This window comes from Roseinatronobacter domitianus (assembly GCF_023336755.1).
Classification (GTDB): domain Bacteria; phylum Pseudomonadota; class Alphaproteobacteria; order Rhodobacterales; family Rhodobacteraceae; genus Roseinatronobacter; species Roseinatronobacter domitianus.
In genome coordinates this window covers 315,476-328,361 of record NZ_JALZWP010000001.1, presented here as the reverse complement: position 1 = coordinate 328,361, position 12,886 = coordinate 315,476, and the positions used below count along the sequence as shown (strand labels likewise).

Sequence of the window (12,886 nt, the reverse complement as noted above, 5' to 3'; positions counted from 1 at the left end):
CGACATGGATGATGCTTTTTTCTTTGGCTACGGGTCGTTGGTGAACCGCCATACCCATGATTACCCCGATGCGCTGCCGGTTACGATTCGCGGCTGGCGTCGCGAATGGCGCATGGCGCGCAGCTTGGGGCGGACGTTTCTGAGCGTCGTGCCCGATGCGGGGGCGCAAATAGACGGGCTGGTGGCGCGGGTGCCGGGCAATGACTGGGCGGCGCTTGATCTGCGTGAAACCGGCTACCAGCGCCATGCGCTGGGCGCGGGGGCATTCGCACGCGGCCCCATTCGCCCGGCGATGATCTACGCGATTGCAGCGCAAGATGCAGACAAGGCCAGCCACACAGCGCCCATCAAGCTCAGCTATCTGGACGTGGTGGTCGAGGGGTTCGACCGCGAGTTCGGCGCTGAGGGCGTGGCGCGATTTTTCGACACGACGCGCGGCTGGGGGCCAGTGCTTGATGACCGCGCGGCCCCGCTATATCCACGCGCGCGCCCGGTGGCCGCTCATCTCCAACGGCTGGTCGATGACCGGCTGCACAATCTGGGCGTGCTACGCTTGGGGCGCTAGGCCGCGACCGATTCCATCTCTGCGATAATGTCGCCCACGACCCGCACCATCAGCCCTTCATCCTCGCATTCGGCCATAACCCGAACCAAGGGTTCGGTGCCCGACTTGCGGATCAGCAAGCGCCCGCGCCCGGCCAGCGCGTCGCGGCCCGCGTCAATCGCGGCAATGACCTTGGTCTCTGCCAGCAGGTCCACGCCCGGCATGTAGCGCAAGTTGCGCAAAAGCTGCGGCACCGGGTCAAAACAGCGTGTCAGCATCGAAGCCGGTTTGCCCGACTCCGCCAGCACCGCCATGAATTGCAACGCCGCGATCAGCCCATCGCCTGTCGTGGCGTAATCGGTCATCACGATATGACCAGACTGCTCTCCACCAAGATTCCAGCCGCCTTGGCGCATGCGTTCAACAACGTAACGGTCGCCAACAGAGGTGCGCTCCAGCCGCAAACCGCGCCCGTCAAGGAACCGCTCCAGCCCCAGATTGCTCATAACGGTGGCCACCAGAACGCCGTCTTGCAGCCGTTGCTCGGCAGCCCAGCGTTCGGCAAAGAGCGCCATGATCTGGTCGCCATCAGCGATCTGCCCGCGCTCGTCAATCACGATCAGCCGGTCAGCATCGCCATCCAGCGTTATCCCCAAATCTGCGCCGGTTTCCAGAACCTTGGCGGCACAGACTCGTGGGTGGGTGGACCCACATTCAAGGTTAATATTCTTGCCATTCGGGGTGACGCCGATCTGGATGACCTCTGCGCCCAGTTCCCACAAGACCTGCGGCGCCACCTGATACGCGGCGCCATTTGCGCAATCGACCACCACTTTCATGCCGGAAAACAAATTACCCTTGGGCAAAGTCGTCTTGGCATATTCGACATATCGGCCGCGCGCGTCGTCGATCCGCTTCGCGCGCCCGATATTTGCAGGCTGGGCAAGTGCAATCTCTCCGGCGATGATGGCCTCGATCTCGGCTTCGGCCTCGTCCGACAGCTTGAACCCGTCAGGCCCGAAAAACTTGATACCGTTATCCTGATGGCCGTTATGGCTGGCGGAAATCATGATCCCCAAATCAGCGCGCATGGAGCGTGTCAGAAACCCGACCGCAGGTGTCGGCACCGGGCCAAGCAACAGCACATTCATGCCCGTGCTGGTCAACCCCGCCGTCAGCGCGTTCTCGATCATGTAACCCGACAGGCGCGTATCCTTGCCGATCACCACACGGTGGCCATTGCTGCCGTCACGCCGAAAATGCCGCCCCGCCGCCGCGCCAATGCGCAGCGCATTTTCCGCCGTCATGGGATAAGTGTTTGCGGTTCCGCGCACTCCGTCGGTTCCGAAAAGTTTTTGTGTCATATGCCGCCACATTCTTGTTTTTCATGCAGCGCCTGCCAAAGCGACAGGGCTTGCCGTGTTTCAGATACATCGTGAACGCGTAGAATATGCGCGCCTTGCGCGGCCCCCTGAAGTGCCACCGCAAGCGACCCGCCCAACCTTTCGCCAGCCTGGTCCACGCCACCAATCACACCGATAAAGCGCTTGCGCGATGCTCCAAGCAAGATAGCACAGCCAGAACCGTGCAGCAGCGCCAGATGAGCCAGCAAGGCAAGATTATGCGCAACCGTCTTGCCAAAGCCAATTCCGGGATCAAGGATAATGCGCGCGCGGTCGATACCCGCGGCTTCCGCACGGGCCATGGCTGCCATTAACCAATCGTGCACATCAAAGCGCACATCGTTGTATTTCGGGTCTTTTTGCATGGTCTGGGGTGTGCCCTGCGCGTGCATCAGGCAGACCGGAACACCCGCCTCGGCCACCAGCGGTGCCATGTCACGATCCCATGTCAGCGCTGACACATCGTTCACAATATCAGCGCCGGCGGCAAGTGCTGCGCGCGCCACCTCGGCCTTGCGCGTGTCAATCGAGATGGGCGCGCGCACCCCGGCGTCACGCAGCGCGGCGATCACCGGCGCGGTGCGCGCGATCTCATCGGCGACCGCGACCTCTACCGCGCCGGGCCGGGTGGATTCGCCGCCAATGTCCAGAATATCAGCACCCTCTGCCAGCAACCTCAGGGCATGGGCGACCGCGCTGGCTTGGCTGTCGAAACGGCCCCCATCGGAAAAACTGTCAGGGGTGACATTCACAATCCCCATAATGCGGGGGCGCGTCAGCTCCAGCCCGGCAACGGGCGCGGGCGGATCAAGAAATACGGCATCTTGCACAGGGTCCACCGCGCGCTCCAGGCGCGTGCCCGCCCTGCCAAGCTCTGCCACGCCCCGCAAACGCAAGGCCGCCTGCCCCTGAAATGCAGGACTGTCATCTGCGGCAAGCGCGGCAGAACACAAAAGCGGCAGAGCATATGTCATGCCGCCTCTGTTGCCGCAGCAGAGGCGCAGGTGCAAGCCCTGTCAGAAACGCTCCATCAGCATATGGCTGCCGGGCGGCACAGCAAGACCTTCAGGGGCCAGAAAGCAGGCAGCCGCCATGTGTTCGGCAAGCCACAGCGCCAGGGCGGTGCCATCGCGCGGGCTGCAATCCGGGCTGTCGGTCGAATCAAGGATCAGCTTCGACGGTGCCCAGACAATCATCTGGCCCTGCTTTATCGCCCAGTCGATCTCTGTCCGGCTGGCAACGACGACACAGCGCGCATCCCTCGCTGCAAGCCGCCACGCGTTCTGCTCAATCGCCAACAGGTCAATCCGGCGCTGCGCGGGCCGCAGATCAACCTCTGGTGCGCCCTCTGGGGGCATCCCCACACACAGGATCACCGGCGCGCCGCGCGCTTGCAAAGCGTCCAGCCGCGTCGCCAACCCGTCAGAGGCGATCATTGCGTTGTCCAGATACACAACCAACGGATGCACCGCTTGCTCGTGCCCGGTAGATGTGACTTCGCGCAATGGCACCGCCGCGCGCGTGCGCACAATTTCAACCCCAAGCGCGCCCGGTCCACGATCCAGCTTTTCAATACGGACAAAAACCCGCATCGCCTGCGGTTCCAACAAGATGCGCGCAGCCACGCGCTCTGACAGGGTTTCCAGCAGGTTCAGGCGTTCTTCCGCCAAAGCCGCCGAGATTGCCTCTGTAATCCGGTCATAAGACAAGATGCGGTCGACATCGTCTTGCAAGGGTTCGGGATGGGGCCGAATCTCTACCACGACGTTGAAGCGCAGCCGCTGTCGGACGCCGCGTTCGGCTTGAAAGGCGCCAATCTCAACCTCGACCAGATGATCGCGCAGCGATATGCGGTCGCGCGGGTCGGCGGGGGCCGAGGCTTCTGCGCGCGCTTCGGGATGGGCGAATGCCAGGCGGATATCAGTGCTCATGCGGTCGGGCTTTCCGGGTCTGTTATTGTCGCAGTCTTACCCGCCCTGCCCGGCACGGCAACGGGTGATTGCGCCGCATGGTGAGCCCAATGCGACACCCCGAACCACCCGGCAAATTAGCCGCGATAAAACAGGTGCGCGCCGATCTGCGTGGTCTGCGTGAAGCGCCGTGCCCAAGACGGGTTGACCGCCGTGGTGTGGAAGAACAGCGCGCCTCCGGTCAAGCCGCGATGTCCACCATCGACCATTACCTGCGCGATTCGGCGGGCCAAATCCGCGGCGGCGCCGTTACGCAATGCATCCGACTTGCGGTCGCAGGCAAAGCTGAACTGGCAACCGCCATAGCGGCCTTCACGGACGCCCTGAAACACGACCCCGCAGATGCTGCCGGGAAACTTGCCCGACCGGACACGGTTCAGGATCACCTCGGCCACCGCGAACTGGCCTTTCAAGGTTTCGCCGCGCGCTTCGTGGTAAATCGCCGTGGCAAGGCAGGCTTCTTGCTCGGAGGCAGGGCGCAGCGAAACATTGCGCAACCAGTCACGCGAATATTGCACCATGCGGCGTTCCAGCCCTTCTGGGCGGGCGCGTGGCACAAGGCTGGCACGCGGCGCGCTGACCGTTGGCGCCATTGCAGCAGGGGCCGCGATCACACCACTTGTCGACAGGCTGGGCGCAGGTTGCATGGGGCGGGATGCAGGGCGCAGGCTGGCCTTTGGTGCAAAAGCCGACAGCCATGCCACGTGCAGACGGCTGATATCCACCTCGGTAGGGTTGTGGTCCTGCGCATGGGACTCATCACTCTGATCTGCCGCGTGAAACAGCCCATCGTCCAGCCGCATGACGGTGCCCTGCGGCAGACCAGCACCATGGTCCAGATCGGAACTTTCCAGCCGCACCATCCGCACCAGCGGCGCTGCATCAGACGCGATTCGCGTCATCACACGCGGCGCGGCGCCAGCACCGTTCACAGAGGCCAATACCAAGGCACTCCGGGCGGCACTGGACAAGGTCGCATCAGCAACCGAAGACCCGATGCCCGGCATGGCCACCATAAGCGACAGGGTCCAGACAGAAATCAATGTGGGCGTGCGATACCAGCGACGAGTGACCGCATTGCGCACCGTCATGTCACGGCAAACAGCACCCTTGGGCGCCGCTCCGTAAACCGCTCCCGACAGGCCGGTTTGCAGATCTCTCAACAGTCGTTTGACCATAAAATTCACAAGCACACCGAATGTGTGCGTCCCGCCCAAGTAACGTGCACTCTCACTATCAGCGGCGTTTTTACTTAAAACGGGCTGAAAAGTCTAGCCCGTGCCCTTAGCCCCGCTCGGCGATGACCAGTTGCGCCGCAGCCAGACGTGCCACAGGCACCCGAAATGGCGAACAGGACACATAATCAAAGCCCAGATCCCGGCAAAATCGGATCGCTTCGGGGCTGCCGCCATGCTCGCCGCAGATTGACAAGGTCAGGTCGTCGCGTGCTGCGCGTCCGCGCGCCGCGCCAAGGCGCAACAGCTCGCCCACACCATCCTCATCCAGCGTATGGAACGGGTCTTCGGCAAAGACACCTTGTTGCACATAATCCGACATGAAGCGCCCGGCATCGTCGCGCGACAGGCCATATGTCATCTGTGTCAGGTCATTTGTGCCGAACGACAAAAACGCCGCGTGTTGCGCGATATCGCCTGCGCGCAGGGCCGCGCGCGGGGTTTCGACCATAACCCCCAACTTATAGTCAAAATCGACGCCTGCACGCCCACGCACCTGCGCGGCACAGGAATCTATACGCGACTTCACCAATTCGACCTCGCGCATGGCCGATACCAGCGGGATCATAATTTCCGGCACGATGGGCGCGCCCCTGCGCGTAACCTCGATAGTGGCTTCAAAAATGGCGCGGGCCTGCATTTCGTAAATCTCGGGCAGCGTGATCCCCAGCCGCACCCCCCGCATCCCCAGCATCGGGTTGAATTCTGCTAAGGCTTCGGCCCGGCGGGTGATTTCTGACAGGGGTTTATCCAGCGCATCGGCCAGAAAGCGCATGCCTTCGCGCGAATGCGGCAGGAATTCATGCAAGGGCGGATCGAACAGCCGGATGCAGACGGGCTGGCCTTGCATGATCTCGAACAGATCAATGAAATCAGCGCGCTGCATGGGCAGCAAACGGTCGAGCGCGTCGCGCCGGTCCTCAGACGTGTCCGCGAAGATCATCTCGCGCATCAGTGTCAGGCGATCTTCCTCAAAGAACATATGCTCGGTCCGGCACAGCCCGATCCCCTGCGCTTGAAATTCCCGCGCGATGCGCGCATCAGCAGGCGTGTCGGCATTGGCGCGAATGCCAATGTCGCGGCGCGCATCAGCCCAGTCCAGCAAGGTCGTGAAGCGGTCGTCCAGCGCGGGTTCCAACAGCGCGACTTCGCCCGCCAAGGCCAGCCCGTTGGTGCCGTCGATGGTGATTAGATCGCCCTCGTTCAGCGTGTGGCCATTGGCCTGCAGCGTCTTGCGGCGCGCATCGATGGTGATGTTCGACGCGCCAACCACGCAAGGCACGCCCAAGCCCCGCCCGATCACCGCCGCATGACTTGTCATTCCGCCACGTTCGGTCAGCACGGCATGCGCAGAATGCATCCCGCGAATATCTTCTGGCGTCGTTTCGCGCCGGGCCAATATGCAGGGTTCATCGCGCGCGGCGCTGGCCAGTGCCGCGGCGGAACTGAACACCAGCCGCCCCGCAGCGGCACCGGGGCTGGCGGCAATCCCGCGCCCCAGAACGGTTGCGCGCGCCTTCGGGTCGACCTGCCGATGCAGCAATTCGCCAAGCGCCTTGGGCGCTATGCGGCTGATCGCTTCATCGCGCAGGATAACGCCATCATTGGCCAGATCGACCACCACGCGCACCGCCGCCCGCGACGAGCGCGGCACCGTCACGGCATCCAGAATCCACAGCTTGCCATCTTCCAGCGTGAACTCGATCTCCATCTCCTCGCGCAGACGTTTGCGGGCATTGGCACCGTAAGCCAGCAGTTGCGTGAATGCCTCTGGGCTGCGGTCTTCCAGTGACGGGCCGCGTGCATCATGGGTCAGGAACAGCGTTTCCTCGCTTCTGTCGGGACGGAAACGGCCCATCACCTGCGGCGCGCCGGTTGTCGCGTCTATGAAGCGGATCATCCCCACGCCACAAGCATCGGTGGTGCCATAGCCCACACCCATGCCGCCGGCCATGGCCTGCACAACAAGCCCAAGCCCGGCATCGACCGGCGCGCCTTTGGCCTGACGCAACAGGCGCGCCGAAGTGCCTTCCCATGCGCGCGCCATAGAGCGCAGCACATCGGCCAGTTGTTGCGCGACCGATTGCGGAAACGGGTCTTCCATCTCGTCCTCATAGGCGCGCAGGGCGGCGTCGAGGGCGGCACGGGTGGGCTTGTCGGCATCGAACATGTCCGGGTCCAGCCGCGCGACATGCTGGGCAAACGCCTGCACAAAATTCAGATACAGCGCTGTCGCCACCTCTTCGCCATGCGACGCCGTCAGCTTTTCATGCATCGCGTCATTCATGCCGATATTCAGGATCGCCGCTGGCCCGCCCCATTGCGGATGCTCGGCGCTCGGGCGCACGGACAAAAGCTGGCCCTCGGGGAAATGCCCCAACAGATGGCGCAGCGTCATCTGCGCCCCGGTCGCGATTTCCCGCACCACGCCAAAGGACAGCGCGATCGTCATCGGCACCGGCATATCCAACCGCACCAGCCGTTGCAGGCATTTCGCGCGCCAGCCATGGGTCTGACGCTTGATCGGGGCGGAATTGGTAATCAAGGCATAATCGGTGAGGGTCAGATATTTCGGCATGAACGCCCCTGTGTTTCTGCGGCGCAGGATAGGCGCTTAGCCTTGAAACTCAAGCGAATCTTGGCGCGCAGTCTCGCAGCGGCCCTCGGCGCCCAAACGGGTCGCGTCCAGCCGAGAGTGCCGTGTCGAAATTGGTCCCACGGCGCTCCCACGGCGGCCCAGCAGGACCGGGCCGCCGGGCGGGCCGTGCGCTGCCCGTCAGATCGTGATGACGCGCGTGCCGTTGGACACGCGTTCATAGAGATCAGCCACATCCTGATTAATCATGCGGATGCAGCCGGACGACACGTATTTCCCGATCAGCCACCATTCCGGCGTGCCATGAATGCGGTAGCCGCGATCCGCGCCCCCTGTCAGCAAATAGAGCGCCCGCGCGCCCAATGGGTTGCTTGGCCCGCCCGGATACCCGCCTGCATATTCCCGCAAAGCCGGGTCACGACGGATCATGTTTGCCGTGGGCGTCCATGTCGGCCAATGCGCGCGGCGATAAATCGTGCCGGTGCCACGCCAGGTAAAGCCCTCACGCCCGACGGAAATCCCGTAACGCAGCGCGTGCCCGTCCTCGAGGATCAGAAACAACTGCCGCTTGCCATTGTCGATCACGATGGTGCCGGGCTTGTGGGGGCCGGAATAGGGCACAACCTGCCGGTGATGCTCCGGGGCCAGCATGCTGACACCTGCCGCCTGCATTTCATGGGGACCATCGCGCCGCGCGGCGTAGTTGACCGGTTCAATCCCGTAGCGCGCGGCGACCGCATTCAGCGGCTCTGCCCGCGTGGTCGCAATGGGGCGGCCATCGGCATTGGTGCGCGTGGTGGTCCCCGATTGCGTGGTGCTTTGACAACCGGCCAAAGCAAAAGCGGAGGTGGCAGACGCGATAAACCCGCGCCGAGAGATGACGTTCATAATGCAACCTATTGTGATTGCCTGTTTTTGCCTGCCTCTTGGTCGTGATAGCGCAAATGCAGCGCGGTGATCCAGATAGGAATTCCAACTTTTGCCGCGTCGCCCGAACCCTGTGGCGCAAGTGTCACCCGGCAGCCCTACCCCCCAAACGCCGCGTTCAGTGCGATTTCGATCATCTGGCCGAAGCTTTGTTCGCGTTGATCGCTGGGCAGCGCGTCGCCGGTCAGCAGGTGGTCGGAAATCGTCAGCACCGCCAGCGCCTGCACGCCGTGGCGCGCCGCGAGCGTGTAGAGTTCCGCCGCCTCCATTTCCACGCATAGAACGCCGTGGCGCCGCATGATCTGGTTCAGGTCGGGGCGTTCGTCATAGAACACATCCGAGGAATAAATATTGCCGACATGCACCCGTGCGCCGCGATCTTCGGCGGCCTTATGGGCGGCCATGAGCAGGCTAAAATCCGCCAAGGGGGCCAGGTTCACCTCGCGCAATATCCCGCGCGACGGTGTGGAGAGCGCCGTGCAGCCCTGCGCCAGCACAATGTCGCGCAGGGCGACATCGGGCTGCATGGCACCCGCCGAGCCGACCCGGATCAGCCGCTTGGCGCCATAATCGCGGATCAGTTCATTGGCATAGATCGACAAGGACGGCATTCCCATGCCAGAGCCGTGGATCGTGACACGGTGGCCCTGCCATGTTCCCGTGTAGCCCAGCATACCGCGGACCTTGTTCACACATTCCGGCGCATCAAGAAATGTCTCTGCGGCCCATTTGGCGCGCAGCGGGTCCCCCGGCATCAAAACGGTTTCAGCGATCTGGCCCGGCTGGGCCCCAATATGGATGGTCATGCGGCGCTCCTTGTTTCAGGGCATGATTGCCCCCTTCCCCCGCAGCAATCAAGCGCCTATACCCGGCCCTGAGCGACAAACAGGTGACACGATGCGCAAGGCAGAGATTTCCCGCAAAACCTCTGAGACCGAGATTTCGGTGGCCGTCACGCTGGACGGAACCGGAGCCTATGACTGCCAGACCGGCGTTGGGTTCTTTGACCATATGCTGGACCAGTTGGCGAAGCATTCGATGATTGATCTGACGGTTCGCGCCACGGGCGATCTGCATATCGACGATCACCACACGGTCGAGGATGTGGGCATCGCGCTTGGGCAGGCGCTGGCGCAGGCTTTGGGCGACAAACGCGGTATCCGGCGCTATGGCGAATGCCGCCTGGCGATGGATGACGCGCAACTGGTCTGCGCGCTGGACCTGTCGGGGCGGCCCTTCCTTGTGTGGAATGTGGACTTCCCGACCCAAAAGATCGGCACGTTCGACACCGAATTGGTGCGCGAGTTCTTTCAGGCGATCAGCACGCATGGCGGCATAACGCTGCATATGGACCGGGTGCATGGGTTCAACAGCCATCACATTGCCGAGGCCGCGTTCAAGGCGCTGGCGCGGGCGCTGCGGATGGCGGTAGAGCCCGACCCACGGCAGGCAGATGCGATCCCGTCCACCAAGGGCGCATTGTGAGGCAGATATGCTGACGGTTCTGGTCGATTATGACAGCGGCAATCTGCATTCGGCGCAAAAAGCGTTCGAGCGCATGGCGGCAGACGTCGGGGGCGGTGAGGTGATCGTCAGCGCGCGCCCCGAAGATGTCGCCCGTGCCGACCGCGTGGTGCTGCCCGGTGACGGGGCCTTTCCGGCCTGCCGCCGGGCCTTGGGCGCGGTGGACGGCATGGTCGAGGCCTTGACCGAAGCTGTGCACACCCGCGCGGTGCCCTTCATGGGAATTTGCGTGGGCATGCAGATGCTGGCCACACAGGGCCGCGAATATGAGGATGTGGCCGGGCTGAATTGGATCGGCGGCGATGTCGTGCGGATCGCACCTGAAGATACGACGCTGAAAGTGCCGCATATGGGCTGGAACGATCTTGTGATCGACCGCGCTCACCCGGTGCTGGACGGCGTAGCCACGGGCGATCACGCCTATTTCGTGCATAGCTACCAGTTTCAGGTTGCCGACCCCGCCGACCGATTGGCGCATGTGGCCTATGGCGGCGACGTGACAGCCATCGTGGCGACAGGCAATGTGATCGGCACGCAGTTTCACCCGGAGAAATCTCAGGCGACCGGCCTGAGGATAATTGCAAATTTCCTGCGCTGGCGGCCCTGAGGGCGGTTTCAAGGGATTTGGTTCGGTTGATTGTTGTCAGGGGCTTTGCCCCTCTGGTCCCTGTGGGACCATTCACCCCAGGATATTTGGGCAAGGATGAAGGATAGGCCATGGCAGATGATGTGAAGCCCGGCGAACGGATTGCCAAGGTTCTGGCGCGGGCGGGCGTGGCGTCTCGGCGCGGCGCGGAGATTTTGATCGTCGAGGGGCGCGTTAAGGTTAATGGCAAGATCATTGACAGCCCCGCCTTGAATGTGGGGCCGCGCGACCGGGTTGTTGTTGATGGCAAGCCGCTGCCAGAGGCCGAGCCAACGAAGCTGTGGCTGTATCACAAGCCTTTGGGTCTGGTGACAACCGAGCGCGACGAACAGGGCCGGCCGACCGTGTTCGAGGCATTGCCGCCGGAATTGGGGCGCGTTTTGTCGGTGGGCCGGTTGGATTTGAATTCGGAAGGGTTGCTGCTGCTGACCAATGACGGAGACTTGAAGCGTCGGTTGGAATTGCCCAGCACAGGTTGGCTGCGGCGCTACCGCGCGCGGGTGAACGGCACGCCGACCCCGGCCATGCTGGAGCCTTTGCGCCAAGGGATCACGCTGGATGGCGAGCGGTTTCAACCGATGGAGGTCAGCATTGACCGGCAGCAAGGCGCGAATGCCTGGCTGACGCTGGGGATCCGCGAGGGGCGCAACCGGGAAATTCGCCGTGCATTGGACCATGTGGGGTTAAGCGTGAACCGCCTTATTCGGATCAGCTACGGACCCTTTCAGCTTGGCACGTTGAAACGCGGCGCGGTCGAGCAGGTGAAATCCAAGGTTCTGCGCGAGCAATTGGGAGAGGTGGAGGCCAGTGCGGAGCACACCGGTGCAACACCCGCCAAGGCTGACCGCACAGATCGCGGTGCCGAACGTGGCAAGGCTGGTCCGGCGCAGGGCAAGCCGCGCGGGAAACCCGCGCGCTCGGACATGGCCAAGCCACGGCCCCGCCGCCCAAGCTGATGGCAGCTTCGTCCTTGCAGGCGCCGATTTTCGCCAACCGCGCGGGGCTTTGTCTTTCAATATCCCGGATCATCCCATATATCGATGTGTGTATAGTGATTGCGGAGCGTAACCGGCATGACGGGAACAGGGTTGCAGAAAGCCTCTTACGCGCTTCTTGTGGCGCTGATGTTCTATGTCGCATTGGTCGGAGGGTGACGCATGGCACAACGATATAGCGGCCGATTCAGCCCAAATGCTGGCCCTGCCCCGGCCGACGCGCCTGTCGCCACTCCGGGCATGGCGCGGCGGCATCCGGTGGGCGCACGGGTTAACCTGTTATTCGTGCTGCCTTTTGCATTCGCGGTAAAGGCATTCTTCAGCGACCCGGTAGGGCTTGCGGTAAACCTTGGCGCGTTTGGCGTGCTGATGCTGGCGGCTTGGCTGACACGCGAGGGCGCGCTGGCGCAAGCCGCTTTTGACGCGCGCAAGGTTGCACGCCGGCCTGCCATTCCGCGCAAGATGTTTGGGTCTGTTCTGACCGGGCTGGGGCTTGGCGCCGCCGGGCTGTCCGGTGGTGTGGTGCCTGCGGTCATATTTGGCGTGCTGGGAGCTGGCTTGCATTTCGCGTCTTTCGGCGCGGACCCGCTGAGCGACAAGGGCATGGAGGGGATCGACGCGCATCAAACCGACCGCGCTGCCCGCGCCGTCGAGGGGGCCGAGGAAACCTTGACAGAGATGGCCGATGCCATTCGCCGCGCAGGAGACCGGCACCTTGCGGACCGGGTTGCACGCTTCGCCGCCAATATCCGCCCTCTGTTTCGCGCTGTGCAGGATGACCCACGCCAGTTGAACGCCGCCCGGCGGTATCTGGGCGTTTATTTAACCGGCGCACGCGATGCGACGGTAAAATTCGCCGATTTTTACGCGCGTGGGCGCGATCCGCAGGCCCGCACCGAATATGAAGCCTTGCTGGACGATCTGGAAAGCCAGTTCGCCTTGCGCCGCGAGGCGCTTTTGGAAGACAACCGCACTGATCTGGAAATTGAAATTGAAGTTTTGCGCGAGAGGTTGGACCGCGAAGGATTGCGCCATAAGACCTGAGC

At 63.0% G+C, this 12,886-nt stretch carries 12 protein-coding genes; 5 read left to right on the top strand and 7 right to left on the bottom strand.

The genetic code is table 11. The annotated features are described in order from the left end of the window. The first annotated feature begins 4 nt into the window (after positions 1 to 4). Positions 5 to 565, top strand: coding sequence for a gamma-glutamylcyclotransferase family protein (locus M3N55_RS01670; RefSeq protein ID WP_249055743.1), 561 nt, complete (start codon positions 5 to 7; stop codon positions 563 to 565). On the opposite strand, the gene glmM is transcribed toward M3N55_RS01670, so the two are convergent. The 7 genes from glmM to deoD all read right to left on the bottom strand — a co-directional run bounded on the left by glmM (position 562) and on the right by deoD (position 9,481). After that, positions 562 to 1,908, bottom strand: coding sequence for a phosphoglucosamine mutase (glmM, locus tag M3N55_RS01665; RefSeq protein ID WP_249055741.1), 1,347 nt, complete (start codon positions 1,906 to 1,908; stop codon positions 562 to 564). The genes M3N55_RS01670 and glmM overlap by 4 nt on opposite strands. Then, a complete protein-coding gene (gene folP / locus M3N55_RS01660) occupies positions 1,905 to 2,921 on the bottom strand; it encodes a dihydropteroate synthase (RefSeq protein ID WP_249055739.1) in 1,017 nt (338 codons plus the stop codon). Before folP ends, glmM begins: the two co-directional genes overlap by 4 nt. 42 nt (positions 2,922 to 2,963) lie before the next feature. Continuing rightward, the gene (locus M3N55_RS01655) at positions 2,964 to 3,878 is read right to left on the bottom strand and encodes a dihydroneopterin aldolase (protein ID WP_249055738.1); all 915 of its coding nucleotides are present in this window, start codon (positions 3,876 to 3,878) and stop codon (positions 2,964 to 2,966) included. Positions 3,879 to 3,994: 116 nt separating this feature from the next. Further along, on the bottom strand, positions 3,995 to 5,080 hold the full coding sequence (locus M3N55_RS01650; RefSeq protein WP_249055736.1) for a cell wall hydrolase: 1,086 nt from the start codon (positions 5,078 to 5,080) through the stop codon (positions 3,995 to 3,997). Positions 5,081 to 5,201: 121 nt separating this feature from the next. After that, positions 5,202 to 7,730, bottom strand: a complete 2,529-nt coding sequence (locus M3N55_RS01645) for a putative PEP-binding protein (RefSeq protein WP_249055735.1) — start codon at positions 7,728 to 7,730, stop codon at positions 5,202 to 5,204. A gap of 198 nt (positions 7,731 to 7,928) precedes the next feature. Further along, positions 7,929 to 8,636, bottom strand: a complete 708-nt coding sequence (locus M3N55_RS01640; protein WP_249055734.1) for a L,D-transpeptidase — start codon at positions 8,634 to 8,636, stop codon at positions 7,929 to 7,931. 137 nt (positions 8,637 to 8,773) lie between these two features. Beyond that, positions 8,774 to 9,481 carry a purine-nucleoside phosphorylase gene (gene deoD / locus M3N55_RS01635; RefSeq protein WP_249055733.1) on the bottom strand — a complete coding sequence of 236 codons (708 nt, stop codon included), beginning with the start codon at positions 9,479 to 9,481 and terminating at the stop codon, positions 8,774 to 8,776. A gap of 91 nt (positions 9,482 to 9,572) precedes the next feature. Between deoD and hisB the strand changes: the two genes are divergently transcribed. From hisB to M3N55_RS01615, 4 genes are all read left to right on the top strand, one after another. After that, positions 9,573 to 10,160 (top strand): imidazoleglycerol-phosphate dehydratase HisB, encoded by a 588-nt coding sequence (gene hisB, locus M3N55_RS01630; protein ID WP_249055732.1) that lies wholly within the window; start codon positions 9,573 to 9,575, stop codon positions 10,158 to 10,160. 7 nt (positions 10,161 to 10,167) lie between these two features. Further along, complete coding sequence (gene hisH, locus M3N55_RS01625) at positions 10,168 to 10,806, top strand: imidazole glycerol phosphate synthase subunit HisH (RefSeq protein ID WP_249055731.1); 639 nt, start codon at positions 10,168 to 10,170, stop codon at positions 10,804 to 10,806. A gap of 110 nt (positions 10,807 to 10,916) precedes the next feature. Next, entirely contained in the window at positions 10,917 to 11,801 is an 885-nt protein-coding gene (locus M3N55_RS01620; protein ID WP_249055730.1) for a pseudouridine synthase, read from the top strand. 201 nt (positions 11,802 to 12,002) lie between these two features. Beyond that, on the top strand, positions 12,003 to 12,884 hold the full coding sequence (locus M3N55_RS01615) for a 5-bromo-4-chloroindolyl phosphate hydrolysis family protein (RefSeq protein ID WP_249055729.1): 882 nt from the start codon (positions 12,003 to 12,005) through the stop codon (positions 12,882 to 12,884). Positions 12,885 to 12,886: the final 2 nt, after the last annotated feature.

What these genes read in the sequence shown, in the direction of transcription:
- M3N55_RS01670 (WP_249055743.1), top strand. Translation starts at nt 5, where the DNA reads ATGGATGATGCTTTTTTCTTTGGCTACGGGTCGTTGGTGAACCGCCAT.
- glmM (WP_249055741.1), bottom strand. Translation starts at nt 1,908, where the DNA reads ATGACACAAAAACTTTTCGGAACCGACGGAGTGCGCGGAACCGCAAAC.
- folP (WP_249055739.1), bottom strand. Translation starts at nt 2,921, where the DNA reads ATGACATATGCTCTGCCGCTTTTGTGTTCTGCCGCGCTTGCCGCAGAT.
- M3N55_RS01655 (WP_249055738.1), bottom strand. Translation starts at nt 3,878, where the DNA reads ATGAGCACTGATATCCGCCTGGCATTCGCCCATCCCGAAGCGCGCGCA.
- M3N55_RS01645 (WP_249055735.1), bottom strand. Translation starts at nt 7,730, where the DNA reads ATGCCGAAATATCTGACCCTCACCGATTATGCCTTGATTACCAATTCC.
- M3N55_RS01640 (WP_249055734.1), bottom strand. Translation starts at nt 8,636, where the DNA reads ATGAACGTCATCTCTCGGCGCGGGTTTATCGCGTCTGCCACCTCCGCT.
- deoD (WP_249055733.1), bottom strand. Translation starts at nt 9,481, where the DNA reads ATGACCATCCATATTGGGGCCCAGCCGGGCCAGATCGCTGAAACCGTT.
- hisB (WP_249055732.1), top strand. Translation starts at nt 9,573, where the DNA reads ATGCGCAAGGCAGAGATTTCCCGCAAAACCTCTGAGACCGAGATTTCG.
- hisH (WP_249055731.1), top strand. Translation starts at nt 10,168, where the DNA reads ATGCTGACGGTTCTGGTCGATTATGACAGCGGCAATCTGCATTCGGCG.
- M3N55_RS01620 (WP_249055730.1), top strand. Translation starts at nt 10,917, where the DNA reads ATGGCAGATGATGTGAAGCCCGGCGAACGGATTGCCAAGGTTCTGGCG.
- M3N55_RS01615 (WP_249055729.1), top strand. Translation starts at nt 12,003, where the DNA reads ATGGCACAACGATATAGCGGCCGATTCAGCCCAAATGCTGGCCCTGCC.